The organism is Streptomyces sp. NPDC004609, from assembly GCF_042873655.1.
In the GTDB taxonomy this organism is placed as follows: domain Bacteria; phylum Actinomycetota; class Actinomycetes; order Streptomycetales; family Streptomycetaceae; genus Streptomyces.
Window position 1 is genome coordinate 249,956 of record NZ_JBIALS010000001.1, and the last position, 25,944, is coordinate 275,899.

22 protein-coding genes are annotated in these 25,944 nt (G+C 72.8%); 10 read left to right on the plus strand and 12 right to left on the minus strand.

Going from position 1 to position 25,944, the window contains the following annotated elements; all coding sequences use genetic code 11:
- Nucleotides 1-91 precede the first annotated feature (91 nt).
- Together ACFYT4_RS00975 and ACFYT4_RS00980 are read left to right on the plus strand one after the other, a co-directional pair.
- The gene (locus tag ACFYT4_RS00975) at nt 92-2,128 is read left to right on the plus strand and encodes an ABC transporter permease (RefSeq protein WP_389263923.1); all 2,037 of its coding nucleotides are present in this window, start codon (nt 92-94) and stop codon (nt 2,126-2,128) included.
- Between the two features lie 507 nt (nt 2,129-2,635).
- Entirely contained in the window at nt 2,636-4,447 is a 1,812-nt protein-coding gene (locus tag ACFYT4_RS00980) for a ricin-type beta-trefoil lectin domain protein (RefSeq protein ID WP_389263925.1), read from the plus strand.
- Nucleotides 4,448-4,674: 227 nt separating this feature from the next.
- Here the strand turns inward: ACFYT4_RS00980 and ACFYT4_RS00985 are convergent, their stop codons facing one another.
- From ACFYT4_RS00985 to ACFYT4_RS01005, 5 genes are all read right to left on the minus strand, one after another.
- Nucleotides 4,675-5,469: a VOC family protein gene (locus ACFYT4_RS00985; RefSeq protein ID WP_389263927.1), complete on the minus strand. Its 795-nt coding sequence runs from the start codon at nt 5,467-5,469 to the stop codon at nt 4,675-4,677.
- A 313-nt stretch (nt 5,470-5,782) separates the two neighbouring features.
- Entirely contained in the window at nt 5,783-7,249 is a 1,467-nt protein-coding gene (locus tag ACFYT4_RS00990; RefSeq protein ID WP_389263928.1) for an acyl-CoA synthetase, read from the minus strand.
- Between the two features lie 351 nt (nt 7,250-7,600).
- A complete protein-coding gene (locus ACFYT4_RS00995; RefSeq protein ID WP_389264244.1) occupies nt 7,601-9,202 on the minus strand; it encodes a GAF domain-containing protein in 1,602 nt (533 codons plus the stop codon).
- A gap of 65 nt (nt 9,203-9,267) precedes the next feature.
- A complete protein-coding gene (locus tag ACFYT4_RS01000) occupies nt 9,268-10,311 on the minus strand; it encodes a rod shape-determining protein (RefSeq protein ID WP_389263930.1) in 1,044 nt (347 codons plus the stop codon).
- A 667-nt stretch (nt 10,312-10,978) separates the two neighbouring features.
- On the minus strand, nt 10,979-11,548 hold the full coding sequence (locus ACFYT4_RS01005) for a hypothetical protein (protein WP_389264246.1): 570 nt from the start codon (nt 11,546-11,548) through the stop codon (nt 10,979-10,981).
- Between the two features lie 140 nt (nt 11,549-11,688).
- Here ACFYT4_RS01005 and ACFYT4_RS01010 point away from each other — a divergent pair, with 140 nt between their 5' ends.
- Complete coding sequence (locus tag ACFYT4_RS01010) at nt 11,689-12,444, plus strand: hypothetical protein (protein WP_389263932.1); 756 nt, start codon at nt 11,689-11,691, stop codon at nt 12,442-12,444.
- A gap of 155 nt (nt 12,445-12,599) precedes the next feature.
- On the opposite strand, the gene ACFYT4_RS01015 is transcribed toward ACFYT4_RS01010, so the two are convergent.
- Complete coding sequence (locus tag ACFYT4_RS01015; RefSeq protein WP_389263934.1) at nt 12,600-13,034, minus strand: MarR family winged helix-turn-helix transcriptional regulator; 435 nt, start codon at nt 13,032-13,034, stop codon at nt 12,600-12,602.
- A 187-nt stretch (nt 13,035-13,221) separates the two neighbouring features.
- Nucleotides 13,222-15,795: a M14 family zinc carboxypeptidase gene (locus ACFYT4_RS01020; RefSeq protein ID WP_389263936.1), complete on the minus strand. Its 2,574-nt coding sequence runs from the start codon at nt 15,793-15,795 to the stop codon at nt 13,222-13,224.
- A gap of 177 nt (nt 15,796-15,972) precedes the next feature.
- On the opposite strand from ACFYT4_RS01020, the gene ACFYT4_RS01025 reads away from it, so the two are divergent.
- Nucleotides 15,973-16,800 (plus strand): EI24 domain-containing protein, encoded by an 828-nt coding sequence (locus ACFYT4_RS01025; RefSeq protein ID WP_389263938.1) that lies wholly within the window; start codon nt 15,973-15,975, stop codon nt 16,798-16,800.
- A 44-nt stretch (nt 16,801-16,844) separates the two neighbouring features.
- Here the strand turns inward: ACFYT4_RS01025 and ACFYT4_RS01030 are convergent, their stop codons facing one another.
- Together ACFYT4_RS01030 and ACFYT4_RS01035 are read right to left on the minus strand one after the other, a co-directional pair.
- A complete protein-coding gene (locus ACFYT4_RS01030; RefSeq protein WP_389263940.1) occupies nt 16,845-17,636 on the minus strand; it encodes a carbon-nitrogen hydrolase family protein in 792 nt (263 codons plus the stop codon).
- 114 nt (nt 17,637-17,750) lie between these two features.
- Nucleotides 17,751-18,698, minus strand: a complete 948-nt coding sequence (locus tag ACFYT4_RS01035) for an SGNH/GDSL hydrolase family protein (protein ID WP_389263942.1) — start codon at nt 18,696-18,698, stop codon at nt 17,751-17,753.
- A gap of 260 nt (nt 18,699-18,958) precedes the next feature.
- Between ACFYT4_RS01035 and ACFYT4_RS01040 the strand changes: the two genes are divergently transcribed.
- Nucleotides 18,959-19,453, plus strand: coding sequence for a DUF3145 domain-containing protein (locus tag ACFYT4_RS01040; protein ID WP_389263944.1), 495 nt, complete (start codon nt 18,959-18,961; stop codon nt 19,451-19,453).
- Between the two features lie 30 nt (nt 19,454-19,483).
- On the opposite strand, the gene ACFYT4_RS01045 is transcribed toward ACFYT4_RS01040, so the two are convergent.
- Nucleotides 19,484-20,212: a response regulator gene (locus tag ACFYT4_RS01045; protein WP_389263946.1), complete on the minus strand. Its 729-nt coding sequence runs from the start codon at nt 20,210-20,212 to the stop codon at nt 19,484-19,486.
- Complete coding sequence (locus ACFYT4_RS01050) at nt 20,209-21,054, minus strand: sensor histidine kinase (RefSeq protein WP_389263948.1); 846 nt, start codon at nt 21,052-21,054, stop codon at nt 20,209-20,211. The genes ACFYT4_RS01045 and ACFYT4_RS01050 overlap by 4 nt, the downstream gene beginning before the upstream one ends.
- 137 nt (nt 21,055-21,191) lie before the next feature.
- On the opposite strand from ACFYT4_RS01050, the gene ACFYT4_RS01055 reads away from it, so the two are divergent.
- The 5 genes from ACFYT4_RS01055 (at nt 21,192) to ACFYT4_RS01075 (ending at nt 24,304) form a co-directional block, all read left to right on the plus strand.
- The gene (locus tag ACFYT4_RS01055) at nt 21,192-21,707 is read left to right on the plus strand and encodes an ABC transporter ATP-binding protein (protein ID WP_389263950.1); all 516 of its coding nucleotides are present in this window, start codon (nt 21,192-21,194) and stop codon (nt 21,705-21,707) included.
- On the plus strand, nt 21,593-22,525 hold the full coding sequence (locus ACFYT4_RS01060) for an ABC transporter permease (RefSeq protein WP_389263952.1): 933 nt from the start codon (nt 21,593-21,595) through the stop codon (nt 22,523-22,525). Before ACFYT4_RS01055 ends, ACFYT4_RS01060 begins: the two co-directional genes overlap by 115 nt.
- A complete protein-coding gene (locus tag ACFYT4_RS01065; RefSeq protein WP_389263954.1) occupies nt 22,516-23,040 on the plus strand; it encodes an ABC transporter permease in 525 nt (174 codons plus the stop codon). The genes ACFYT4_RS01060 and ACFYT4_RS01065 overlap by 10 nt, the downstream gene beginning before the upstream one ends.
- 242 nt (nt 23,041-23,282) lie before the next feature.
- Nucleotides 23,283-23,441, plus strand: a complete 159-nt coding sequence (locus ACFYT4_RS01070; RefSeq protein WP_389263956.1) for a hypothetical protein — start codon at nt 23,283-23,285, stop codon at nt 23,439-23,441.
- Nucleotides 23,438-24,304: an RNA polymerase sigma-70 factor gene (locus ACFYT4_RS01075; protein ID WP_389263958.1), complete on the plus strand. Its 867-nt coding sequence runs from the start codon at nt 23,438-23,440 to the stop codon at nt 24,302-24,304. The genes ACFYT4_RS01070 and ACFYT4_RS01075 overlap by 4 nt, the downstream gene beginning before the upstream one ends.
- 354 nt (nt 24,305-24,658) lie before the next feature.
- Here the strand turns inward: ACFYT4_RS01075 and fabF are convergent, their stop codons facing one another.
- Complete coding sequence (gene fabF, locus ACFYT4_RS01080; RefSeq protein ID WP_389263960.1) at nt 24,659-25,927, minus strand: beta-ketoacyl-ACP synthase II; 1,269 nt, start codon at nt 25,925-25,927, stop codon at nt 24,659-24,661.
- Between the last annotated feature and the right edge of the window lie 17 nt (nt 25,928-25,944).

Here is a 25,944-nt window from a genome sequence, read left to right on the forward strand (position 1 = left end):
AGAACCGGCCTCCCGGCGGATCAGATGACCCCATCGGGTCCGGCGAACCCGATGCGCCCGAAGGTCCTGATGAACCCCTGATGGAACACCGATGAACCGCCCCCGCTCCCGCATCCGTACGAGCGCCCGTGTGCCGGTGGCGCTCGCGCTGCCCGCGCTGCTCGCCGTCGCGTTTCTGCTGCTGCCCCTGATCGGCATCCTCGCCCGCACCCCGTGGGGCGAGATCGGTACGCACCTGGGCAGTCCGGGCGTCACCGAGGCGCTCCGGCTGTCGCTGGTCGTCTCCTTCTGGGCGCTCGGCCTCTCCCTGCTGCTGGGCGTGCCGCTCGCGTGGCTGCTGGCGCGGGTCCGCTTCCCCGGGAAGGCGCTCGTACGGTCGCTGGTGATGCTCCCCATGGTGCTGCCGCCCACGGTCGGCGGTGTGGCGCTGCTGCTCGGATTCGGCCGGCGGGGGCTCCTCGGCCCCTGGCTGGAGGACACCTTCGGGATCACACTGCCGTTCCACACCTCGGGCGCGGTGGTCGCGGCGACCTTCGTCGCGATGCCGTTCCTCGTCATCAGTCTCGAAGGCGCGCTGAACGGGCTGCGCCCCGGTTACGAGGAGACGGCCGCCTCGCTCGGTGCCCCACCCGTACGGGTGTTCTTCACGGTCACCCTGCCGATGGTGGCGCCCGGTCTGATCGCGGGAGCGGCGCTGACCTGGGCGAGGGCGCTGGGGGAGTTCGGGGCGACGATCACCTTCGCGGGGAACCTGCCCGGGGTCACCCAGACCCTGCCGCTCCAGGTGTATCTGCTCCTCCAGGAGGAGCCGGAGGCGGCCACCTCGGTGTCCCTGCTGCTGCTCGTCATCGCGATGGCGGTCCTGATCGCCCTGCGCGGCCGGTGGACCGGCGGCGCGACGGCGGACCGGAGGGAAGCGGACCGGCGGGGCGCCGCCTGGGACGAAGGGGAAGCCGGAGGGGGAACCGCAGGGGAAGAGGCGGCGGACCGGAAGGAAGCGGTCCGCGGCGACGAGGCCGACGGCGAACCGGCCCGCGGTGATCACATCCGCGGCCGTCACACCCCGGCACCCCCCTCCGCGCACCTCACCGGGCGATGGCCCCTCCACGCCGAGGTCACCGGTTTCACCCGCCTCACCCTCGACGCCGCCCCCGGCACCACCATCGCCGTCGTCGGCCCCAACGGCGCGGGCAAGACCACCCTCCTGCGCGCCCTCCTCGGCCTGACCCCGCGCGCCCACGCCGTACTCCGCCTCGGCGACGACGAGGTGACGGCACTGCCCCCGCACCGCAGGGGCGTCGCCTGGGTCCCGCAGAACGGCGCGCTGTTCCCGCATCTGAGCGCGCTCGGCAATACGGCGTACGGCCTGCGCGCCCACGGCGTACCGCGCGCGGAGGCCCGCCGCACCGCCCAGGAGTGGCTCGACCGGCTCGGGGTGGGCGGCCTCGGCGACCGCAGGCCCGCCCAGCTCTCGGGCGGCCAGGCCCAGCGGGTCGCCCTGGCCCGCGCCCTGGCCGCCCGCCCCCGGCTGCTGCTGCTCGACGAACCCCTCGCCGCGCTCGACCAGACCACCCGCGCCCGGGTACGGCACACCCTGCGGGGCCATCTCGACGGGTTCGGCGGGGTGTGTCTGATCGTCACGCACGACCCGGTGGAGGCGGTGTCGCTCGCCGACCGGGTGCTCGTGCTGGAGGGGGGCCGCGCCCTCCAGGACGCGCCGCCGATGGAGGTCACCCGGCATCCGCGCTCCCCGTGGGTGGCCCGCATGCTCGGCCGCAACGCCTGGCCCGGCATCGCGACGGAGAACGGACTGAGCCCGGCGGGCGGGGGACATCTCGTGGTCGCCGAGCCGCTGCCCGCCGGCACGGAGGCCCTCGCGGTCGTCGCTCCCGAGGCCGTCTCCGTACACACCGGGAGACCGGGCGGCAGCCCCCGCAATGTGTGGCCGGGAACGATCCGCGAGATCACCGCGACCGGAAGCAGGCTGCGCCTGCTGGTCACTTCCCGGGAGGCTCCCGATCTGGTGGCGGAGATCACCCCGCAGGCGGCGGCCGAACTGGGACTCGCGGAGGGGTCCGAGGTGTGGACCAGTGTGAAGGCGACGGAGGTCGTGATCGTCCCGCTCTGAGACGCGCGGTGAGCGGCGGTGAGCACCGGGAGCCGCGGTGATCGCCGTCAGCGCCGTGGGTCCGGGGCGACGGGCGGATACTCGCCGCGCTGGCCGGTGAACGGCCGTTGATTTCAAGGCAGTTGGCCAAAAGGGGGCGCGCGGTGCACTGTCCGACCGGTGTTCGTCGACTCGATGCTCGAACGGGGGCGGTCGTGCACGGTTGCGGCCCGCGACCAGTCAATTCCGTACAGGAACGGCGCGGTCGTATTCCGGGCCGGTGAGCCCCCTATTGCCCGGGCGGTCGGGGAACTCTTGTTCCGTGTGGGCGGGTTGTGCGAGGGTGAGCTTCCTCACGTCCGAACACGGGCGGTTTTGTTCAACCGTTCGAATTGAGAGCGGTACCGACCACGTGCGCGCGCTCCTTTCGACGACCACTCTGTGACCAGAATGCCCCGCCCGTTACCCGGGCCGGGCGACGGCACTGCTCAACCCCCCACCGCATTGCCCTGGATGGAAAGACGTCTCATGCAGAAGCCACACACTCAGGGTCCACTTCCCTCTCTCCGTACGGGCGCCGGTGCGCGCGCCCGATTCTCCGACGAGGCCGTGGCGACCGCGCTGCGGACCGGCGACACGGCGGACGAAGACCGTCCGACGGCGGAACTGCTCGCCAGACACTGGCAGTCGGTCTTCGACTACGCCTCGATCGGGACGCCGTCGGCGAAGGCCGCGTCCATGCTGACCACGGCGGCGTTCGGCAAGGTCCTGGAGAATCTCCGGCAGGCCCCCGCGGCCGTCGCGCTCCGTCCGCTTCTACTCATGACCGCCCGTCAGATCGCGATGGCGTGGGCCGCCGACGAGCGCGTCACCGCACTGCCCGATCTCCAGAATCCCGACACGGGTCGCACTGTCCCTGTCGACATGTTCACTCTGGCCGAGAATCGCGCCCTGGTCTCCCGGTCATTCCTCGCATTGCCCGGACCCGCCCAATGCCTGCTCTGGCATGCCGAGGTGGAAGGCGAGGGCATATCCGTACCAGCCGGTTTGCTGGCGATAGATCCGCGTTCCGCTTCCGCCCAGCTCGAACAGGCACGGGAGATTTTCCGGGCAGGTGTCCTCCGCTTCCATCTCGAACTCGCACCCGACCCGGAATGCCGTCACTACAACCGGCTGCTGGATGTATCCACGCGCCGTGGCGGCACCTTGATACCCGACATCCAGACGCATCTGGCGGGCTGTCGCCACTGCCGGTTCGCCGTCGAGCAACTCGACCACGGCGGTGGCCGGTCGGCCCTGCTGCTCGCCGAGGGGCTGCTCGGGCAGGCCGCCCCGCCCTATCTCGACTCCCGGCCCGCCCGCAATCGTGCGCGATTTCAGGCCATCGGCCCGGACTCCCAGCCGCGCCGGGCCGGACGGCACTCGCGCGGCGGGCGGACGAGGGCCACGCCCACGGCCGTGCGCGGCCGGAGGCTGTCCCGGCGCGGGCGGGCCGCCGTCGTCACCGGACTCGGTGTGGTCACGGGCCTGCTGGTCGTCGCGACCGTCGTCACCGAACTGTGGGCGGACGACGGCGCCGGCAGCGCGAGCCCGAGCCCGAGCGCCTCCGCCTCGAACGACCCGGGCGCCGGGGGGCCCGGCGCGCCCACCCCCCGGCCGACCGCGACCTCCGCCGACCACCCGGCCGGTCCCTTCAGCACCCACCTGCGCAACTCCGAGGCCGGTCTGTGCCTCGACGTCCGCGACCGCCGGGCGGAGCCCGGCGCGGAGGCGGTGATGGCCGCCTGCGCGGATACGCTCACCGAGGAGTGGACGTACGACGACGACGGGCTGCTGCACAGCGCCGCCGCTCCCGAACTCTGTCTGAACTCCCACCAGTTGGACGGAATCCTCCATCTGCGGCCCTGCGGGGAGGCAACCGCCGACGCGACCGACGTACGGTACGACCTGACCGTGCAGGGCACCCTGATCCCCCGCTGGAACGACCGGCTCGCGGTCGTCCCCAGCTCCTCCGGTTCCGGCGCTCCGGCCGTGGTCAAGGTCCGGGACGGCTCCCGCGAGCAGCGGTGGGAGACGGACAACGTTGCCGTCGGCCCCAAGCCCGGGCCGAGCGGCAACGCGCCCAACACCAAGGAGGTGAACGACTCTCCCAAGGGCACCGGCGCGGGCCAGGCGTCGGCGGCCACGCCGCCGCGGGGCGGAGTCTCCCGGACGCCCGGCCTGGTCCCGTCCGCGCAGGTGTCACGGCCGTCCGGCGTCCAGGACATCAGCGACCGGCGCGACGCGCGAGCCCTGGGCGCCGTCCCGCCCGGGCACCCGGACGGGACGGACATCGGCTGACCGGCCCACGGGGAGAGGACGCGGCGAGCCCGACGGGACGGGCGGGCCGCGAAGTACCTCGGGGCGGCCCGGTTCCGGCGCGTACCGGACCGGCGGACTCCTTACCCGCGGCGGCAGGCGCGCGTGCGGGCCGGACGGGACACGACGAGGTGTACGGGGCAGGGCCGTCACTCCCCGTCCCGTACACCCGTCCCGGACCGGCGTCGCCGGACGCCCGGCAGCGCCGGTCAGATGAAGGGCGGCACATCGCCCTCCCGTGTCTCCAGATCGATGACGGAGAACACCGCGCCCTGCTGGTCCAGGACCGTCGCGAACCGCCCGAAGGGGCTGTCCGTCGGCCCGAACACGGTCCTGCCGCCCAGCTTTCCGACGGTGGCGAGCGCGTCGTCCACCTGTGCCACGGAGAAGTAGACGTTGATGAACGGCGGCACCTCGTCGGGGAAGTCGCCCTCCGTCATCCTCATCCGCCCCGCCACCGGCTCGTCGCCGACGCTCCACAGACGGAAGTCGATGTCGTCGACGTCCATCCGCCGCACCCGGAAGGGGAAGACGGCGGGGAAGAAGGCGTCGGTCTTCTCCACATCGCGGCTCAGCAGATCGACCCAGGCGTACGCGCCGGGCTCACCGGTCTTCTCGAAACCCTCGTGGGCGGCCGCCTGCCAGGCGCTGAAGTACATGCCGCCCGGGTCCTGCGCGGTGACCATCGTGCCGAAGTCCCCGACGGTCATCGGGTCCGTCATCAGGGTCCCGCCGTTCTCACGGATCTTCACGGCCGTCGCGTCGGCGTCCGGGGTGGCGAAGTAGAGGTTCCAGGACGCGGGCACATTCTCCATGCCGGGCATCTGCGGGGAGATCGCGGCGACGGCCTTCCCGTCCACATACGCCTGGGTGTAGTCGCCGTACTCCACCGCGCTCTCGCCGTACGTCCAGCCGAGCAGCTCACCGTAGAAACGCTTGGCCGCCTCCAGGTCGGGAAACATCGCGTCCGCCCAGCACGGTGTGCCTTCCGGTCGTACAGCCATGGGAGCTCCGCCTCCGTCAGCTCGGTTCCGTGTCTTCCGCGTCCTCGTCCTCCGGGTTTCGGGGCCTTCCGTGTCGTCCGTGACGTCCGTTGCCGTGCCCCGGTGTCCTCCGGCCTCTTCCGGTCCCGGCCCCACCCCTCACGCTAGGCGGGTACGGACGTCGGCGCGCGCCGGACAAGGGAATCGAACAGAAATCGTACGGAGGTGCCGGGGAGGGGCACCGGCCCGGGGCGCCACGCTCGGACCGCCCTGACCGGGTGCCGTGGCCCCCGCCCGGACCCGGTGCCTCAGGCGTCGGCCCGGGCCCGGGGCCTCAGGCGCCGGCCCGGCCGGGGGGCCTCAGGGCACGCTTCATGATCTTGCCCATGTCGTTACGGGGGAGGGCGTCCAGGAAGCGGACCGTCCGGGGCCGCTTGTGCGGTGCCAGCTGTGCCGCGACATGCGAGGCCAGCGCCTCGGCGGACGGCGGGGACCCGGGGTCGGCCGGGACGACCCAGGCCACCACCCGTTCCCCCAGATCGGCGTCCGGCTCGCCGGTCACCGCCGCCTCCCGGACCCCCTCGTGCTCCAGCAGCGCGTTCTCGATCTCGCCCGCGCCGATCTTGTAGCCGCCGCTCTTGATGAGGTCCGTCGCCTTGCGGCCGACGATCCGGATCGAGCTGTCGGCGGCACGGACCGCCATGTCGCCGGTACGGAACCAGTCGCCGTCGAAAGCCTGGGCCGTCGCGTCCGGACGGTTCAGATACTCCGTGAAGAGATGGTCGCCGCGGACCTGGATCTCGCCGATCGTCTCCCCGTCGTACGCCGTCACCGGGGAGCCGTCCTCCTCGACGAGCCGCAGCTCCACGCCGCGCAGGGGTACCCCGACGGACCCGGGCAGCGGTTCGGCGTCGGCGCGGACACTCGTGTTCATCAGCGTCTCCGTCATGCCGTACCGCTCCACGACCGGGCGGCCGGTCGCCGCCGCGATGCGTTCGTGGTCGTGCACGGGCAGCGCGGCCGAGCCAGACACCAGCAGCCGCGCCCCCGCCAGCGCCTTCGTCAGCCCACGGTCGCCGGGGAGCGCCTCGGCCAGCCGGTGGTACATCGTCGGCACGCCGAACAGCATCGTCCCGCCGTCCGCCAGCTCACGGGTCACGCCCTCCACGGAGAACCGGCCGAGATGCCGCACCTGCCCGCCGCGCCGCAGCGGCCCGAGGACGCCCAGGATCAGCCCGTGGACATGGAACAGGGGCAGTCCGTGCACCAGGACGTCGTCCCCGGTCCACTGCCAGGCGTCCGCCAGCGCGTCCAGCGTCGTCGCGATCGCGCGCCGGGGCAGCACCGCGCCCTTCGGCGGACCGGTCGTGCCGGAGGTGTAGACGATCAGCGCGGGGGAGAGCGGTTCCATGTCCCGGGGCAGCGGACCGCGGGCGCCGGCCACCGGCACGTGCACCGGCACGTCCACGCGCTCCAGCCCGCCCAGCGCGCCCGGCAGTTCGTCCGCCGGACCGGCGAGCACCGCCGCCGGTGCGCTGTCCGCGACGATGTGCCCCGATTCCCGCTCGCCCGTCTTGGGATTCAGCGGCACCACGGGCACCCCGGCGAGCAGCGCGGCGACCGCGCCCACGGCGGTCTCCAGGGTGGGGGTCGCCCACAGTGCGACCCGGGACGCCCCGCCGATCCGTACGGCCAGGGAACCCGCGGCTCCCGCCAGCTCCCCGTAGGTCAGCGAGCGGTCGCCGAAGCGCAGGGCGGGCCGGTCCGCATCGGCGTGCAGGGCAGGGAAGAGGTCACTCACGCTCGTTGTCCTCCATCTGGTGTCGGCCCGGTGGTCCGAGCGGTCCCGACCGGTCCGGGCGGCTCCGGTGGGTCCCGGCGGTGTCACGGGCCCGGGGGCTCCGGGTCCGGGGTTCCGACGGGTCGGGCAGTGGTCGCAGTCCGTGCCGGTCCGTGCCGGTCCGTGCCGGTCCGTGCCGTGCCGTGCCGTGCCGTGCCGTGCCGGCGATCTTCCCATTCTCGCCCGTGCCGCGGGGAGGCGACTGCCCGGGCCGTACGGTGCGCGTCCGCCGTACCCGTACGCCCGCATCCCGCCCCACACGCCGGGGAGAGGCCCCGGAGCGGGGAGGGCGCGGGCGCTCCCCGACCGCCGTCAGTGGGGTGCCTGCCAGATCACGGTCGTCCCACGCGCCTCACCGGACTCGCTGTCTCCCGCCGCCGCTGCAGCCCGTGCTCCCGCCCGCCCGTGTCCTCCCGCTGCCTCGCCGCCCTCGTCGCTCCCCCTGACGCCGTCGTCCGTGACCGTCAGCCGGACCCCCGTCCGGCCGTCCTCGAACCGGGCCGCCGCGTCCACGACCACCGTGATCGCCGTGACGCCGGGCCGCCGGTGGGCCGCGGCGAGCGCCCCGCGCAGCGCCCCCAGCAACTGCTGATCCGCCGGTTCGCGTACGAGGGTGTCGACCGCGCCCCGGAACTGCACCGACGGCTGGAAGCCGAGCAGCGCCGCCGCGCCCGCCGTCTCCCGCAGCACCCGGCCGCGCAGGCCCGTCCCCGCCTCGGCGGGCGGCTGCTGGAGCGTGAAGATCGTGGTCCGTACCTCCTGGATCGTGGAGTCCAGCTCGTCCACGGCACGGCTCAGCAGTTCGTCCGCCTCACCCGCCGCCGCCCGTCTGCGGGTGGACTCCAGCATCATCTCCGTGGCGAACAGCCGCTGGACGACCAGATCGTGCAGATCGCGGGCGATCCGGTCGCGGTCCTCGTAGACCGCGAGCTGCTCGCGGTTGTGCTGGGCGTCCGCCAGCACCAGCGCGAGCGCGGCCTGGGACGCGAACTGCGAGGCCAGCAGCCGGTCGACCGCGGTGTACGGGCGGCCGTGGCGATTCCTCGGCAGCGCGAGCGTGCCGATCAGCCGGCCGCCGCTCTGCAGCGGCAGCATCATCGAGGGCCCGAACCGGGTGCGTACGTGTGTCGTCATCCGGGGATCGGTCGCCGAGTCCTCGATGAACACCGGCTCACCGCCGAGGAGCTGGACCAGTACGGGCGAGCCGGGCGCGATGGTCGTGCCGACGATGTCCCCCGGGTCGTCGACCGTGGACGCGGCGACGATCTCCATACCACCCTCCTCGGTGGGCTGGAGCACCACCCCGGCGGACGCGTCCGCGAGGACCCTGGCCCGTTCGGCGACCGTCATCAGTGCGTCCTCGGCGCTCTCACCGGTCAGCAGCGCGGTCGTGACCGCCGCCGCGCCCTCGATCCAGCGCTCGCGCTGGCGGGCGGCCTCGTACAGCCGGGCGTTGCCGATCGCGATACCCGCCTGGGAGGCGAGCACCTTCAGCAGCGCGAGGTCCTCCTCGGTGAAGGGACCACCGCGTTTCTCCGTGAGATACAGATTGCCGAAGACCTCGGTGTGGACCCTGACCGGTACGCCGATGAAGGTCCGCATCCGCGGATGGCCCTCGGGCACCCCGGACGAGCGGGGGTCCTCGCCCAGATCGTCGATCAGCAGCGGCTGCGGGTCCCGGATGAGCAGTCCGACGATCCCCGTGCCCCCGTCGGGCAGCCGGCCGATCCGCTCCCGCTCCTCCTCCGACATCCCGCAGGTGTACAGGTCGCTGAGCCGTCCGCGCTCGGGATCGATGACCCCGAGCGCGCCGTACCGGGCGTCGGCCAGGCCGGTCGCCGTGTCGACGATGTGCTGGAGCGTGGTGTCCAGTTCGAGGTCCGTCCCGACGCTGAGGACCGCTTCGAGGAGCATCGGCAGCCGGGGCCGGGCGGTGTCCGGCTCCGCGTCACTCACACGTGCTCATTCCGACCGCTCTCCTACTCCACCTCGGCCAGCGGGTTGAGGACCATCGGCTGGATCTTGCCCTCCAGCATCGCACCGAGGCCCAGAATGGCGCAGACGTCGGGCCGCTCGGCGATCTGCACCGGCATCCCGGTCGCGTCGCGCAGCATCTGGTCGAAGCCCGGCAGCAGCGCGCTGCCGCCCACCATCATGATGCCCCGGTCCGCGAGATCGGCGACCAGGTCGGGCGGGCAGTCCCGCAGTACCTTGCCGATGCCGTCGAGTACGGAGGTCAGGGGGGTGTGGATCGCGTTGCGCACGGCCGCGGTGTCCACGTGTACGGAACGGGCGAGGCCCGTCGCCACATCACGCCCGTGGATCTCGGTGGACTCCGGGCCGTGGGCGGTCAGCCCGTTGCCGTGCAGGGCGACCTGGAGCGGGCGTACCGACTGGCTGGGCAGCATCAACTCGTGCTGGGTGCGCAGATGCTGGATGACCGCGTGGTCGATGGCGTTGCCGCCGACGGGGATGCGCTCGGCGGTCACGATCGAACCGAGCGACAACACCGCGACCTGTGTCGTCGCCGCGCCGCACACCATGATCATCGTCGCCGTCGGCTGCTCCACGGGGAGCCCGCACCCCACGGCCGCCGCGATCAGCGTGTCCATCAGCTCCACCCGGCGGGCGCCGAGCCCGACCAGGGTCTCCACGGCGGCGCGCTGCGCCAGCGGGTCCGCGTCGTGCGGGGTACAGGCGGCGGCCCGCAGCCGCGGCTTGCGGCGCAGCTGCCGGCGCAGTTTCTCCCCGAGGAGGTTACGGAGCATCCGCTGCGCCATCTCGATGTCCACGACCGTGCCGCCGGACACGGGCCGCATGACCCGGATGTAGTGCGGCGTCCGGCCCGTCATCTGCTCGGCCAGCGCACCGACCGCGATGAGCGCGCCGGTCCTCGTGTTCACCGCCGCCACGCTCGGCTCGTCGACCACCAGCCCCGCGCCCTTGACGAAGACCCTCGTACGCGCCGCCCCGAGATCGACGGCGACATGGCAACGGCGCAACTGCTCAAGACTCACGGTCACGGCGGATCCTCCCGAATGCGGTACGTGTTCGCATCCTCGGCCCCCGCGCGTGCGCCCGCCCGCCGGGTGGTCCACATGGGCGTATCCGCCTGACGCCACACCAGTTTCCTTACGCCGTCGGGCTGACGGCCACCGGAATGACGCACGGCGGACGCGTCCGGGCTCTCGCCGCCGGCGGGGACGGCCGAGCCAGGGCCCCGGGGCCCTGGCGGGGCAGCGCCGGGGGTCCTCCCGGGCGCCCGGAGGCGTGGGGTCGCCGGGGTACGCCGCCGGGGACGGCGGGCCGGGCCGGGTACGCCCGATGCCTCAGGTCGCCCGGACGCGCCGATCGCGCTGGACGCGCCGGGCACCCCGCGTGTGCGTGGGGCACGGCCGGTGCGTCGGGTGCGCATGGTGCGTCCGGGTGCGTCGGGTGCGTCGGGTGCGTCGGGTGCGGGTTTCCGGCCCGACCGGCGTCCGGGACGGCGTGGCCGGAGCCATGCGCTCCGGGTGCGTGCGCGGAGGTCGGCGTACGGATACGGGTACGGATACGGGTACGGATACGGGTACGGATGCGGACCGGAGGGTTCCGGTCGGTCCGCGAGGCGGGCGGCGGGGCGGGCGCCGTGCTCCGGGCGCCTCCGTACCGCCCGTCGGGCCTTCGGGGGCTTCGAGTCCGGACCGGCCCCTACAGCGTCCGCTGGAGCAACCCCCAGCAGAACTCGGCCGTGCACCCCTGCCCGTCCGGCAGGGTCAGGGACAGCTGCAGGCGGGTGGGCGCCGAGCCCTCCTTCGGGACCGCGGGGGCGAAGGCCCGGGCCGCCTCGTCGACCGTGCAGGACCAGGGCACCAGGTCCCGCGCGGTATGCAGGGCCGGACCCGCGGCGCCCGGCGCGCGTACGAGCCATTCGTTCCAGACCGCCCCGCCCGCACGCACCGCGAGCACCTCGAAGCGGAGGTCCGGCCAGAGCGGCACCGGCCACAGATACGCGTCGCAGTCGAGATCGCCGACGCGCCGCGGGACCGTCCGCTCCGGCGCGCCCAGCACCGATCGGTAGCGGGACAGCGCTCCACGGGACCCACGCCCGCGCACCATCGCCTGCCAGCGCCGGTTCGCCTCGCGCATGTCCGCGACCGAGACGCCCAGCTCGCGCCGGGCGTCCTCGACGAGCACCGGTTGATGGTCGGCCATCCGGCGCAACAGCACCAGCTGGAATTCGAGAGGCCCGAAAGGAGCGGCAGCGGTCATGCCCGACATCCTGCCCGCCGCCGGGAGCCGACGGTCCGTCACCCCGTCAACTCATAAGACACCGTGTCACCCGGAGGTGGCGGTTCCACACAAGACCCTCACAGCGTCCTTCACCTCTCGCCCCTCCTGCCCCATAGCCTGCGGGCGCCATGGATTACTGCCTTCAGTGCCGACGACATCTCAACGGCGCCCTGGCCTGCGCGGGCTGCGGCACGCCGGCCGAGGAGCTGCGCCATCGCAGGCCGGGGCCGCCGGAGGGCGGGCCCGTGGACGAGTCGGACGAGATCACGGCCCCGCTGCCGGTCGTTCCCGGCGGCGCGGGCGGGCGTGCCGGGGCGGCGGCCTCCCGCCGCGCGGGCCGCACGATCCCCGGAGCCCGGCCCGCGGACCGCCGACCCCCTGGAGGAAAGCGCCGCAAGGCCGTGATCGGCGGCCTGGGCCTGGTGATCGTGGCCGGTGCGTTCGGTGTCGCGCAACTGCCTCTGAACGGCGACGACGGCCCCGCCACCTCGGTCAGGGAGGAGGCGGACACGGAGCCCGTCCCCGCGCCGGAGCCCACCGGCGCCGATACGCCCCCGGACGGCGCGGCCACGGTGAGCCAGCGGCCGGCCGGGACCTCCGGCTCCCGAGGTACGGCACGCCCCACGAGCACCCGCCCGGGCAAGGGAAAGACCAAGGGCAGGGGCAAGGGAACGGCCGCGCCGTCACCGGCGCGTCCGGCCGCCACCCCCGCCCCGTCCACGGGAGGGACCTCGGCCGCCCCCCGGCCCCGGCCCTCGTCGCACCGTCCGGCCGATCCGGAGGAGCCGGGTGATCCGGAGGAGCCCGGAGACCTCCCGGCGCCCTTGCTGTCGGCTCCCGTGCCCACCGAGACCTGCGGACCGTTCCTCTGGTGGTGTCTCTGAGACGCGCCCCGGACTCGTGCCCTGGACTACCGCCCCGATCCACCGCACCCCGCCTCCGGCCCGGCAGCCCAGCGGCCCGTCTCCGGCCCGGCGCCCGGAGGCCGGGCGTCCAGGACGCGGCCTCCGTGCCGCCCCGGCCCCCGCGAGCGCCGCTGTTACGCGTCCGCGCCCAGCATCCTTCTGAGGAGATCCCGCAGTACCGTCCGCTCCGTCACCGACAGTTCCGCCAGGGGCTCCCGCGCGAACTCCAGCGCGTCCCGCAGCCTCCGTACCGTGCTCGCCCCCTCCTCCGTGGGCGCGGCGAGCTTCACCCGCCGGTCGTGCGGGTCCGGCCGCCGCTCCACGAGGCCGCGGACCTCCAGCCGGTCCACGATCCCCGTGATGTTCGACGGCTCGCAGTTCAGCTTCTTCGCCACCTGCCGCATCGGCATCGGCTCCAGCGCCAGCAGCCCGAGCACCCTGGCCTGAGCGCCGGTCAGCGAGTGCTGGGCGGCTGCCTCCTCGTACTCCGCGTAGTAGCGCGCCACGACGGTCCCGATCAGCTCGACGACTTCGAGGGTCAGGGGGTCGGCACTTCGTTGAGTGGGCATGGCCACCAGCGTACTCCGATGCTTGACAACATGAAATATCAAGGCGCATCATTGTTTCAGGTCATGAAGTAAATCCGTGCCGTTCCCGGGACCGGGAACGGCACGAGGGCCGCACCCCCGCCGGGGTGCGGCCCTCGTCCTTCACCGTTCATCCGGCCGCCGTGGCCGCCGGTTCGCTACCGCCGGGCTACCACCCGAGCAGTGCCCGCGCGACCTGCGCGAACGAGCCCTTCGGATGGCTGCGGAACATCGGCTCCGTACCGAAGAGCACCACATTCCGGCCCATCTCCGAGTTGCCGCGGACGATCGACGGCTTGCCCGCCGCGTCCGCCGGTCCGCCCGTGCCGTTGGCGTTGGTCCGCCAGTGGCCCGACACCAGCGGGTTCCCGGTGGCGTACGACTGGTCGACCCGCACACCCGCGCCGAGGCCGGTGAACCACAGCGGGGAGTAGACGAACGAGTGGTCCGGGGCACCGCCCGTGATCGCCCCGCCCGCGTTGGTCACCCGCACCACGCCGTTGGCGTCGCCGTTGCCCGCCACCGCCGTGACGGGGAGCAGCCCGGCGGCGCTGTTGAACGCCGCACCGCCCGAGCCGCGGCCGACCACCGGCACGCCGCTCGCCTCGAAGGCCTCACGCGCGGCCGGGTTCAGCGCCGCGTGGCTCAGCCCGGTCGACACGTACAGCACATCGGCCCGGGACCAGTCGAAGCCCGCGTTGAGGATCGCGGTCGACACCGGGACCACCTCGAAGCCCATCTCCCGCAGGGCGAACTGCTCACCCGCGGTCACCGCGGCCGCCACCCTGACCTTCTGCACAAAGGCGACCCCGGTCTCCCGGGTCTCCGTGAACGTCACTCCGAGACGGTCCGCGAGCCGGACCGCCGCCTGGTGTGCCGACGCCGGCACGAGCGCGGCGCCGTCGTCCGAGCGCCGTACCCGAACACCCAGCCCGAGCAGCTCGTTCAGCGCGGCCAGTTCCTTCGGGTCGTCCAGCCGCAGCTTCAAATGGGCGCGCCGGTCCACCGTGGGCGGCGCATAGCCGGTCGGCGCCGCCGCGTTGACCGGCCGGCTCAGCACGCGCAGCTCGCCGCGCTCGGCCCGCTCCACGGTCGCACCCCACAGCCGGCCCAGGCTCCAGCCCGAGATGTCGTACATCGCCGACACATCCGCGCTGATGTCCCGGCCGTCGGCCAGGATCACATTGGCGATACCGCGCTTGGGCTGCTTCATGTCGACGACGTACGAACCGGCCGGATAGGTCTTCCCGGCGAGCCGGAACGACCACAGGGCCCGCTCGACGCGTACGTCGTTGGCGAGGAGATGGTCCACCAGCCGGCCCGCGGCGACCTTGCTGCGCTGCCCCGACCCGGCCGGGATGACGTACGCCCGGGGGAAGGTGGTCGTGTACACATCCTCCGGACCGATCCCGGGCACGCCCGGCACCGTCTCCTCCGAGATCGGACGCTGTGCCTCACCGGCGGCTCCGCGCCGGAACGTCTCGATCTGGTCGGCGATCACCCGGGTGCGGTTGGTGTTCGTGTAGTCGAGGGTCGCGCGCATCGCCGCGCCCGCGATCGCCGTGTTGATCGAGGAACGCCTGCGCAGCTCCTCCACCGGAAGGGTGTCGTACGACCGGTTGTTGACGGTCATCGGGAACTCGATGGTGTGCGAGGCCACCGCGCCCTGGAACGGCATGTACTGCGGGGTGAAGATCGGCGGCCAGTCGTCCCAGCCCTCGGCCTGGTCACGGAAGGGGATCTCGGCGGGCCGCACCCCGTCCTTCTCCAGGGTGTAGCCGAGCCCGTTGACCGCCTTCTCCATGCCGAGCGCGTTGGCGTACGCGTTCTTCAGGAACAGGTCGTACTCGTAGTTCTCGCCGTGCGGCGGGGTCGTCGGCTCGATGAGGGTGCCGTTGACGTAACCGTGCAGATCGAGCATGACCGCGGGCTGCTTGTCGATGGCGATCTGCCGCATCGCCCGGACCTCGGGCTGCGAGGCGGTGATGAAGTCCCGGTTCAGGTCGAAGCCGTTGGAGTTGGCGCGCGTCCCGGCGATCCGGCCGTCGGGGTTGGCCGTCACATTGAGATAGATGCGGTTCTTCGCCAGCAGGCCGACGGTCTTGGCGTCCTTGGCCTTCGCCAGCTCCTCGATGAGCTTGAGGGCCGCGTCCGTGCCCTCCCACTCATTGCCGTGGATGTTGTTGTTGATGAAGACCGGGGTCTTGTAGGCGGACTTGATGTGCTTGTCCCGGGCGGCCGAGGCCGGGGAGTTCTCTATTCGCTCCCTCATCCGCTCCTGCTCGCGCGTCTCACGGGAGCTCTCCGGAGCGGTCACGGTGACGAGATACAGATCGTGGCCTGCCGCCGACTGTCCGGCGACCTCCACACTGACGCGGTCGCCGAGCCGCTGGAGCTCGTTCAGCCGCGGGGCTATGGAGTGGTACGGAGCGAGCCCGAGCTTGATCGACTTGTCGGCCGGGTTCTCGGCGGGCGCGTCCAGGACGGTACGGCGCGGATAGCCGCCGGGCCGGTGGAACGAGGGGGCATGCCGCTCCAGCGCGTTGAGCGCGGAGGACAGCGGGGCCTTGGAGAGGGCGGAGTCGGTGATGCCCTCCTCCCGTACGGGGTCCGGGGTGTCACGGCCGGGTGCTGCGGCCGGACTGTCCGGCGTACCGGGCAGCGCCGTCGCGGGGACGGGTGAGAGGAGCACGGCGGCGGCGAGCGCGGCGGTGGTGACCAGAACGGGTCTGGGAATGCCCATGCGTAGATGCCTCCGGGGTTCGGGGGTCGACCGACGTGACGAGTCACGACAATCGGTACGCAGGGTCTACCTGTTCACCTCCGCAACATTCAAGAGGTGTAACGGGACGGATCTGTTCCGGATGCCTTCCCGGATCGCCCTCACGGCCCGCCCGCGGCCCCCGGATAGGGTGGTGGCATGCGTGATCTCGCCGTCGGCTTCGGCTACCTGATGAAGGGCCAGCGCTGGGTCCTCGGCCACGGCCGCTGGTTCGGCTTCGGGCTGCTCCCCGGCCTGCTGACGCTGGTGCTGTACGTGGGCGCGCTCATCGGTCTCGGCTACGGCGCGGACGATCTGGTGGAGTGGTCGACGTCCTCCTTCGCCGACGACTGGCCCTCACCGTGGCTCGGGATCTTCCACGGCGTCCTGACCGCGCTGACCTTCACCTTCGGGCTGTTCGTCGCGGTCGTCACCTTCACCGCCGTCACCCTGCTGATCGGCCAGCCCTTCTACGAGTCGCTGTCCGAGCAGGTGGACCGCAGCGAGGGCGGCCGGGTGCCCCGCTCCGGGCTCCCCCTCTGGCGCGAACTGTGGATCTCCGCCCGCGACTCCCTGCGGGTCGTCGCCCGGGTGGTGCTGTACGGCGCCCTCCTCTTCCTGCTCGGCTTCGTGCCCGTCGTCGGCCAGACGGTGATCCCGGTCGTCGGCTTCTGCGTCTCCGGTTTTTTCCTCGCCGAGGAGCTGACCGCCGTCGCCCTCCAGCGCAGGGGCGTCGAACTGAAGGAGCGGCTGGTCCTGCTGAAGGGCCGCCGGACGCTGGTCCTCGGCTTCGGCGTCCCGCTCACGCTCGCGTTCATCGTGCCGTTCGTGGCGGTGCTGCTGATGCCCGGAGCGGTGGCGGGCGCCACCCTGATGGTGCGGGACATCGCCCCCGTACCGGAGGAGGCGCTGCCCGGTGACGGGACGCCGGGCCACGAACCGCCGACCCCGCCGGCACCCGGGCCGTACGACACCCGCAAGAGCTGACCGAAGCGGCCGACAGCACCGGAAGAAGCGGCCCCAGGCGCCGGTCACCGCGGCGGAGACACCTGTTCAGCGCGGCGGGGACGCCTGGCCGGAGCTGTCCGGGGCGGGGGAGGGTCCGGCCGGAGCATGAGCTCGGCCACCGCGAGACCCGGTGACTCCTGCCCCGCCGTGGCGAGCACCGAGCCGTCCGGCCCCCATACGGCGCTGTTCCCGCGGCAGTCCCCGACGTCGTTGACGCCCGTCGCGTTGGCGAGCACCACGTACAGGCCGTTGTCCCGCGCCCGTACGGGGTACACCGCGTCGAACGAGTCGTTGCCGCTCTCCAGCGCCGAACTGGCCGCGTACACGGCGCAGCCGTCCGCGCGGGCGCGCTCGGCGACGGCCGGGACGCGGTTGTCGTAACAGACCGCCAGGGCGAAGCGGACACCGTCGAGGGTGAACCGGCCGTCCCGGGTGCCCGCGGTGAACAGATCGACCTCCGGGCCGTGCGGATACCGCTTGTCGTAGCGGGTGAGCAGGTCTCCGCCCGGCCCGATCACCAGCGAGGTGATCGCGGGCCGGCCGCCCCCGGTCCGTACCGCACCGTTGACGACCGCCGCCGTGCCGGTCTCCCGGCACGCCTCGCGCACCGGACCGAGCCGTGGGTCGTCCTCCGAGACAACCACCGAGGGATCCCGGGCGATCAGCCCGAGGGCGTATCCCGTGAGCCCCAGTTCCGGGAAGACGGTCAGCCGGGCACCCCGCCCGGCCGCGGTGCCGATCAGATCCCGCATGACACCGGCGTTGGCCTCGACATCACCGGGCACGGGCGTGAACTGCGCCGCCGCGATTCTCATACGTCCATCATGGCCGCCCGCGCCGCCCGCCGGATGCCGAGGGCTCCCCGGCGCCTCTCCGCGCGTGGCGGGTCACACCACGGCGGGCGGCCGTGACATGACCCGCGCCCACGCTCACACGGGCGGTTTCGCCGCCGTGACGTTCCGGTACGCGATCTCCGCGAGCCTGCTCTGTCCGTCCTTGTTCGGATGGAACCAGTCCCAGCGGCTCAGCGCCTCGTTCCCGAACCGGTAGTCGAACACCGCCCCGCCGTCGTAGCGGCAGCGCTGATCCTTCCCGCACACGTCCTTCAGCACGGCGTTGTACGCCACCACCCGGTCCTGCACCTGGTCCCGCCGCGCATGGGCCCTGGTGCTCAGATCCTCCGCGTCGTCCAGCATCGTGGCGCAGATGCCGAGCTTCCAGATCTGCCGGCTGAGCGGGTTGTCCCGCCCGGTCGACCAGAGCCGTTTGAGGTCCGGCACGCTCGACACGTACACCTGGGCCTTGGGCGCCGTACGGCGCAGCTCCCGCAGCGCGCTCGTGAACGACTGCCGGAAGTCCTCGACCGGGGTCATCAGCTCGGTGGAGTCCGCGCAGGCGTCGTTCGCGCCGACCATCACCGTCACCAGCTCCGGCTTTCTGGCGGCGGCCTTGGTCATCTGCGCGGGCAGATCGGCGACCTCCGCCCCGGTGCGCGCGTAGTTCCACGTCCGTCCGGCCAGCACCGTCGGCTCGCCGATCAGCCGCTGCGCCAGGCTCCGCACCTCGGTGTCGGTGCCGGTCGACCACGACACCTCCGGGCAGTCCGACAGCACCACACAGGCGTCGAACCCCCGGGTGATGGAGTCGCCGACGGCCGCGATCGAGTCCGGGCTGCGGTCCCAGACCACCGGAGGCGGCAGTTTGCGCGCGGGCGCCCCCTTGGTCTGGGTGTCCGACGACGACTCGCACGCGGTGAGCGTGCCGGTCAGGAGAAGCGCGGCGGCCGTGGTCAGGGCCGCCGCGACGGTGCGGGTACGTGGTGGGCGGGTGGTCGTGTGCCTCTCGTGCCTCGCATGCCTCGTGCGCTGCTCGCGCATCCCGGATTCCCCTCCGTCTCGACTGCCCCCGAGGTCCTGCCGAGTGAAAGCTTGGTGTGTACAGCCCTCAGGACCGACATTACGACACCCCATGGCCACCCGCGCACGGTAGCTTTTCCCCGTCGGCCCTGAGGCACCGCCGCCATCGGCTCCGGTAAATTACATCACGTCACATACTGTCCCTTTTGTGGAGATTCACTCCTGATGCTGTTTACTGAGACCGCTGGGAAGGCGATCCTCGTCCCACACTGGAGGTCCCGGTGACGACACGCGGCGTTCTGTATGTCCACTCCGCTCCACGCGCGCTGTGCCCGCACGTCGAATGGGCGGTCGCGGGTGTGCTCGGAGTACGGGTCCAGCTCGACTGGATCCGCCAGCCCGCGTCACCCGGCACCTGGAGAGCCGAGTTCTCCTGGCGCGGCGAGGCGGGCGCCGCGTCCAAGCTCGCGTCCGCCCTGCGCGGCTGGCAGATGCTCCGCTTCGAGGTGACGGCCGAGCCCAGCGCGGCGGCCGAGGGCGAGCGCTACAGCGCCACGCCCGACCTCGGCATCTTCCACGCGGTGACCGGCATCCACGGCGACATCCTCATCCCGGAGGACCGTCTGCGGGCCGCGCTCGCCCGCTCCGTCCAGGGCGAGACCGACCTGGAGGCGGAGATCGCCAAACTGCTGGGCAAGCCCTGGGACGACGAGTTGGAGCCGTTCCGCTACGCGGGCGAGGGCGCGCCGGTGCGCTGGCTCCACCAGGTGGTCTGAGGGACCGGCCCGGCCGGGTGCCCGTACCGCTCAGCCGGTGCCGTCCGCCTCGCCGGGACCGCTCCCGCGCGCCGCTTCACCCGGTGAGACCAGCCCCGTCTCATAGGCGAGGACCACGGCCTGGGCGCGGTCGCGCAGGGTGAGCTTGGCGAAGATCCGCGCGACGTGCGTCTTCACCGTGGCCTCGCTGAGGGTCAGCTCCACGGCCAGTTCGTTGTTGGACAGCCCGTGGCCCATCAGCGTCAGCACCTCGCGCTCGCGGGGCGTCAGCACGGCGAGATCCCGGTGCACGGCACCCGGGCGCGGCTCCGCGAACCGCTGGACCAGACGCCGGGTGATCGACGGCGCGAGCAGCGCGTCCCCCGTGTCGACCAGACGCACCGCCCGCGCCAGATGCCCGGGAGTGACGTCCTTGAGCAGAAAGCCGCTGGCCCCGATGGACAGCGCCGCGTACACATAGCGGTCGAGGTCGAACGTGGTCAGCATGAGTACCCGGCACCTCGGCAACTCGCCCAGGATGCGCCGGGTGGCCTCCAGCCCGTCCATCACCGGCATCCGGATGTCCATCAGCACCACGTCCGGCCGCAGCGCCCGGGCCGCCGTCACCGCCTGTGCCCCGTCGGCCGCCTCGCCCGCCACCTCGATGCCCCGCGCGGTGAGGATGAGCCGGAAGCCGGTGCGGACCAGGGCCTGGTCGTCGGCGATCAGCACCCGGGGCGCGGGCCCGGCCGCGGCGTCGGCCCCGCCCGCCCCGGTCACGGCGCGTCCAGGGGGATCCGGGCCCGGACACGGTAGCCGCCGCCCAGCCGGCGCCGGGCGTCCAGATCGCCCCCGTAGACCGCGACCCGCTCCCGCAGCCCCAGCAGCCCTCGGCCCGTGCCGTCACCGGAGTCCGGAGCCCCCGACGGCGGCGACGGCGCACCACCGTCCCCCGTCAGTACGCTCGGCCCGCTGTTCAGCACCTCCACCCGCAGCGAGCGGTCGGCGTAGCGCACGGTCACCTCGGCCTTCCGTCCCTCTCCGTGCCTGAGCGCGTTGGTCAGCGCCTCCTGCACGATCCGGTACGCGGTCACATCGACGCCCGCCGGAAGCGGGCGCGGCTCCCCGGCGATCCGCACCTCCACCTGGAGCCCGGCGAACACGACCCGGTCGATCAGGGAACTCAGCCGGCTCAGACTCGGCTGCGGCGCCAGCCCCGTCCCGTACGCCTCGTCGTCGCCGTTCTGCGAGGGCGCCAGCAGGCCGAGGAGATGCCGCAGTTCGGTCATCGCTCCCCGGCCCGCGCTCTCGACGGCCCCGAGCGCGGTGGCGGCCTCGTCGGGCATCGTCCCCAGCACCTCACGGGCGGCCCCCGCCTGAACCACCATCAGGCTCACATGGTGGCTCACGATGTCGTGCAGCTCCCGGGCGATACGCGCCCGCTCGTCGTCCACCGCCGTACGGGCCGCGCTCTCACGCTCCCGCTCCAGCAGCCAGCCCCGCTCCTCCAGCGCCCCGCGGTGCAGCCGGCGCGCCCGCCTCAGCGCCACCGCCAGCCAACCCGCCACCGCGCACACCGCCACCAGGGCGGCGAGCAGCCAGGGCGTACCGGAACTCCACACGGGAACACTGTCGCAAATCAGGAGGCCGTCCGCATCGTTCCGCCGATGCACCGCCGTACATCCCCGGGATGACCCGCCCGCCGTCCTGCATCCCCGGACCGATGCCCGGCGGCCTCGTCCGCTCTAGCGTCACCGCCATGACCAGTGAAGAACAGGACCGGACGGTACAGACGGTCGTACGCCTCGACGGCGTACGGAAGGAGTACGGCGACGCACGCGCGCTCGACGACGTGACCCTGGAGATCCGGGCGGGCGAGGCGGTCGCCGTGATGGGCCCCTCGGGCTGCGGAAAGTCCACCCTGCTGAACATGATCGCCGGGCTCGACCGGCCGAGCTCGGGGACCGTGACCGTGCACGGTGAGGACCTCGGCGCCCTCAACGAGACCGGGCTCGCCCTCTTCCGGAGCCGCCGGATCGGCATGATCTTCCAGTTCTTCAATCTCATCGACGATCTCACCGCCCTCGACAACGTCGCCCTCGCCGCACAGCTGACCGGCTCCCCGGCCGCCCAGGCCCGGCGCCGCGCCCTCGAACTCTCGTGCCGGGGCTCGTCGGCTGCGCCCTCGGCACCGCCGTCGGCGGCATCGCGACGGTGCCCCTGCTGGACCAGCTCTTCCGGGGGATGGGGACCGAGGACCTCGCCGTCGGGGTGAGCCCCTGGGTGTACGCCGTCACCCTGCTGGGCATCCCCGCCGTCGTCGCCCTCGTCGCCCTCGTCGCCCTCGTCGCCCTCGTCGCCCTCGCCGCGCTCGTCCCGGCCCTGCGCGCCCACGGCCTGTCGGCGGCCCAGGCGCTCAGCGCGGGCAGCGCACCGCGTTCCGCCCGGGGCCGCCGGGTCCAGCGCGGGCTCAGCGGGACCCGGCTGCCGCGCTCCGTCAGCCTCGGCCTCGGGATGCCGTTCACCCGGCCCGGGCGCACCGCCCTGACCCTGTTCGCCGTCGTCCTCGGGGTCACCACGGTGACCCTGGCGACCGGGATCTCCCGCACCGTCACCGCGTACGACGAGGCGAGCCGGGGCGCCGGGAACGAGGACACCGTCGTCCACACCGGCAATTCCGCCTTCGGCGAGAAGGCGCCCCGGCGCGACGACGCCGGGATCGAGTCCCTGCTGCGGTCCCTGCCGGGGGTGGAGGACGTCGTCGCCGACTCCTGGATCGAGCTGCACATCGCCGGATCCCCGCAGCGCGTCCAGGGGCAGTTCTACCGCGGGGGCACCGCGCGCCTCGGCAGGACGCTGGTGCAGGGCCGCTGGGCGACGGGGCCCGGCGAGATCGTCGTGTCCCCGCTCTTCCTGGACAAACGCGGTCTGTCCGTCGGCGACCGCCTCACCCTCGCCCTCAAGGGGAAGCAGGCCCCCGTCACCGTCGTCGGCAAGACGATGGACGGCGACCCCGACCGCTTCCAGTCGGGGTGGCCGACGCTCGGCATGCTCGATCCCGGCCGGAGTGCAACCAGTACGAGGTGTGGCTGAAGCCCGGCACGGACGCGGACGCGTTCGGCACGTCCGTCACCCGCGCGGATCCCGGGCTCTACCCGATGCCGGCCTCCGGCATCGGCTCCGACACCGTCCTCATCGTCGGGGTCGCCTCGGTCCTCACACTGCTGCTCGGCACCGTCGCGGCGCTGGGGGTGTTCAACACCGTCGTCCTCGATACGCGGGAACGCCGCAGGGACCTCGGCATGCTGAAGTCCATCGGTATGACACCACGTCAGGTGATGGTCATGGTGGTGACGTCCATGACCGCGCTGGGGGCCGTCGGCGGGGTGCTCGGTGTGCCGCTCGGCATCGCCGCGCACAGGATCGTGATACCCGCGATGGCGGACTCGGCCGGACTCGCCCTCCCGGCGTCCATGACCGGCGACTGGCCCGTCGCCCTGCTGGGTGCCCTCGTACTCGCGGGAGCCACCCTCGCGTTCCTCGGCGCGGCGCTTCCGGCGAGGTCGGCCGCGCGGCTGACGATCGCGAAGGTCCTCCACAACGAGTAGCCCCACCGGGGCGGCTCCGCTCCGGCCCGCTCCGGGCCGTGGGCGGGTCGTCCCGGCCGATCGCGCGCCCGGAGCCGTCGCGGGGCGCTGCCGCCCGCCCTCGCAGAGCTGGTACGGAGGCCGGATTCCGCCGGATGACCAGGCGTTTCCGGCGCGGGGGCGTCCGGGAGGCGAACCGCGGATGTCACATTCGCCGGTCCCGCGGTGTCCTCATGGGGAACAGCCAGACCCAGGAGGACATCATGGCGCCACGTGTTCCGAAGGCGGAGCTCGCCCCCGAGCCCGGCGACATCGTGATCGAGCAGTTGCCCGAACCCGTGGAGGTGATGCGGCACGACCCCGCCGTCGCGATACCGCTCGCCGCGCGTCCTGACCGGTCCGGCGTAACGTCGACAGCATGACCGAGGACCCGTTCGTCGTCCATCGCAGCCTGCTGTTCACGGTCGCCTACGAGATGCTCGGGTCGGCGGCCGACGCGGAGGACGTGCTGCAGGAGTCCTGGCTGCGGTGGGCCGCCGTCGAACAGTCGCAGGTGCGGGCCCCGCGCGCGTACCTCGTTCGGCTCGTCACCCGGCAAGCGCTCAACCGCCTGCGATCGTTGTCGCGCAGCCGGGAGGAGTACATCGGCGAGTGGCTGCCGGAACCGCTGTTGACCAGCCCTGACGTCGCCGAGGACGTCGAACTCGCGGAGAGCGTCTCGATCGCGATGCTGACCGTGCTGGAAACGCTCGGGCCGGTGGAGCGGGCGGTGTTCGTGCTCCGCGAGGTCTTCGAGACGCCGTACGGCGAGATCGCCGGGGCCACCGGCAAGTCCGAGGCCGCGGTGCGGCAGATCGCGCGGCGGGCACGCGAGCATGTGGCGGCCCGGCGGCCGAGGGTGCGGGTGAGCCGGTCGGAGCAGCGGGCCGTGGTGGAGCGGTTCCTCCTCGCGTTGCGGACCGGGCAGTTGCAGGAGCTGATGGAGGTCATGGCGCCGGACGTGGTCCTGATCACCGACGGCGGCGGGCTCGCGGCCGCCTCTCTGGTTCCGATCCACGGGGTCGAACCGGTGGCGAAGCTGCTCGCGCGCGCGAACCAGGTGCTGGCCGTGTTGAAGACGACGACCGTATGGCTCAACGGTGCTCCCGCGGGCCGGGTCGAGCTCGACGGCGAGCCGTCCGCGGTGAGCCTCGTGGTGGAGAACGGGCAGGTCACCCGGGTCTACGTGATGAGAAACCCGCGGAAGCTGACGCGACTCGACGAACCGGCCGAGCTCACCCGGTAGACACCTTGAGCGGCGCCCGTCGCCGACGACGGCCGGTGCCGCGCCGGTGGAGTACGGTCCTGCCCCGGGCCGTCCGTACTCCACCGGCGTACGGCCTTGCCCCGGTCCCGCACCCGTCCTGCCCCGACCGTGGTTCCGCGCGGCCCGCCGGGGCGGAGGCCGGCCCGGCGCCCGAGGAGACGGGCTTCTCCGGCCCGTCCGGTATCCGGGGACACGCCCGCGCCCCGGGCCGCGGGGAGTGAACCCGGGCCCGGGGCGCGTGACGAGCCGATCCGGTCCGACGCTCGGCCGGGCAAGGATCCGTGACCGGGGACGGACCCTCGGACGAGGACGGACCCTCGGATCAGGAAACCGTCATCCGGTCACCGTACGGAACGCGAGCACGACATTGTGCCCACCGAACCCGAACGAGTTGTTGATCGCCGCGATCGTGCCCTCGGGCAGCGCCCGCGGCTCGTCGCGCACGATGTCCGCGTCGATGTCCTCGTCGAGGTTGTCGACATTGATCGTGGGCGGCGCGACCCGGTGGTACAGCGCCAGCACCGTCGCGACGGTCTCGATACCGCCCGCCCCACCCAGCAGATGGCCCGTCATCGACTTGGTCGCCGACACGGCGACATGGTCGAGGTCGTCGCCCAGGACCTGCCGCAGCGCCTTGACCTCGGCGATGTCACCCAGAGGGGTGGATGTCGCATGCGCGTTCAGGTGGACGACCTCCTCGGGCTTGAGGTCCGTCGTCTCCAGCAGATTGCGCATCGCGGCCGCGATACCGCGCCCCGTCGGCTCGGGCTGCGCGATGTGGTGGCTGTCCGCGGACAGGCCCTGGCCCAGGACCTCGCAGTACACCTTCGCGCCCCGCCGCTCCGCGTGCTCCGCCGACTCCAGCACCACCACGCCCGCGCCCTCACCGAGGACGAAGCCGTCACGGGCCGTGTCATAGGGCCGGGACGCCCTCTCGGGCTCGTCGTTGTTCTTCGACATCGCCATCATGTTGGCGAACGCGGCCACCGGCAGCGGGTGGATCGCCGCCTCGGTCCCGCCGGCGAGGACCACATCGGCACGGCCGGTGCGGATCATCTCGACGGCGTAACCGATCGCCTCCGCGCCCGACGCGCACGCGGAGACCGGAGTGTGCACGCCCGCCCGGGCGTTCACCTCCAGGCCGACGTTGGCCGACGGGCCGTTCGGCATGAGCATGGGCACCGTGTGCGGGGAGACCCGGCGCGGCCCCTTCTCCTTCAGTACGTCGAACTGGTCGAGGAGAGTCGTTACGCCACCGATGCCGGACGCGATGACCGTGCCCAGCCGCTCCGGCACGACCGCGGTGTCCTCCCCGGCGGGACCGGTGTAACCGGCGTCCGCCCAGGCTTCCTTCGCGGCGATCAGCGCGAACTGGGCCGAACGGTCCAGCTTGCGGGCGACCGGGCGCGGCAGGACCTCGCCCGGGTCGACCGCCGCGGGCGCGGCGATACGGACCGAGAGTTCGGCGAAACGCTCACCTTCGAGGGCCTTCGCTCCCGAACGCCCGGCGAGCAGACCCTCCCAGGTCGATGCGCTGTCGCCACCCAACGGTGTGGTTGCGCCGATACCGGTGACGACCACGGTGCGATTGGTCGAGTTCACAGGAATTCTTTCTCCAC

What these genes read in the sequence shown, in the direction of transcription:
- ACFYT4_RS00975 (WP_389263923.1), top strand. Translation starts at nt 92, where the DNA reads ATGAACCGCCCCCGCTCCCGCATCCGTACGAGCGCCCGTGTGCCGGTG.
- ACFYT4_RS00980 (WP_389263925.1), top strand. Translation starts at nt 2,636, where the DNA reads ATGCAGAAGCCACACACTCAGGGTCCACTTCCCTCTCTCCGTACGGGC.
- ACFYT4_RS00985 (WP_389263927.1), bottom strand. Translation starts at nt 5,469, where the DNA reads ATGGCTGTACGACCGGAAGGCACACCGTGCTGGGCGGACGCGATGTTT.
- ACFYT4_RS00995 (WP_389264244.1), bottom strand. Translation starts at nt 9,202, where the DNA reads ATGCTCCTCGAAGCGGTCCTCAGCGTCGGGACGGACCTCGAACTGGAC.
- ACFYT4_RS01005 (WP_389264246.1), bottom strand. Translation starts at nt 11,548, where the DNA reads ATGTCGGGCATGACCGCTGCCGCTCCTTTCGGGCCTCTCGAATTCCAG.
- ACFYT4_RS01010 (WP_389263932.1), top strand. Translation starts at nt 11,689, where the DNA reads ATGGATTACTGCCTTCAGTGCCGACGACATCTCAACGGCGCCCTGGCC.
- ACFYT4_RS01015 (WP_389263934.1), bottom strand. Translation starts at nt 13,034, where the DNA reads ATGCCCACTCAACGAAGTGCCGACCCCCTGACCCTCGAAGTCGTCGAG.
- ACFYT4_RS01020 (WP_389263936.1), bottom strand. Translation starts at nt 15,795, where the DNA reads ATGGGCATTCCCAGACCCGTTCTGGTCACCACCGCCGCGCTCGCCGCC.
- ACFYT4_RS01025 (WP_389263938.1), top strand. Translation starts at nt 15,973, where the DNA reads ATGCGTGATCTCGCCGTCGGCTTCGGCTACCTGATGAAGGGCCAGCGC.
- ACFYT4_RS01030 (WP_389263940.1), bottom strand. Translation starts at nt 17,636, where the DNA reads ATGAGAATCGCGGCGGCGCAGTTCACGCCCGTGCCCGGTGATGTCGAG.
- ACFYT4_RS01035 (WP_389263942.1), bottom strand. Translation starts at nt 18,698, where the DNA reads ATGCGCGAGCAGCGCACGAGGCATGCGAGGCACGAGAGGCACACGACC.
- ACFYT4_RS01055 (WP_389263950.1), top strand. Translation starts at nt 21,192, where the DNA reads ATGACCAGTGAAGAACAGGACCGGACGGTACAGACGGTCGTACGCCTC.
- ACFYT4_RS01070 (WP_389263956.1), top strand. Translation starts at nt 23,283, where the DNA reads ATGGCGCCACGTGTTCCGAAGGCGGAGCTCGCCCCCGAGCCCGGCGAC.
- ACFYT4_RS01075 (WP_389263958.1), top strand. Translation starts at nt 23,438, where the DNA reads ATGACCGAGGACCCGTTCGTCGTCCATCGCAGCCTGCTGTTCACGGTC.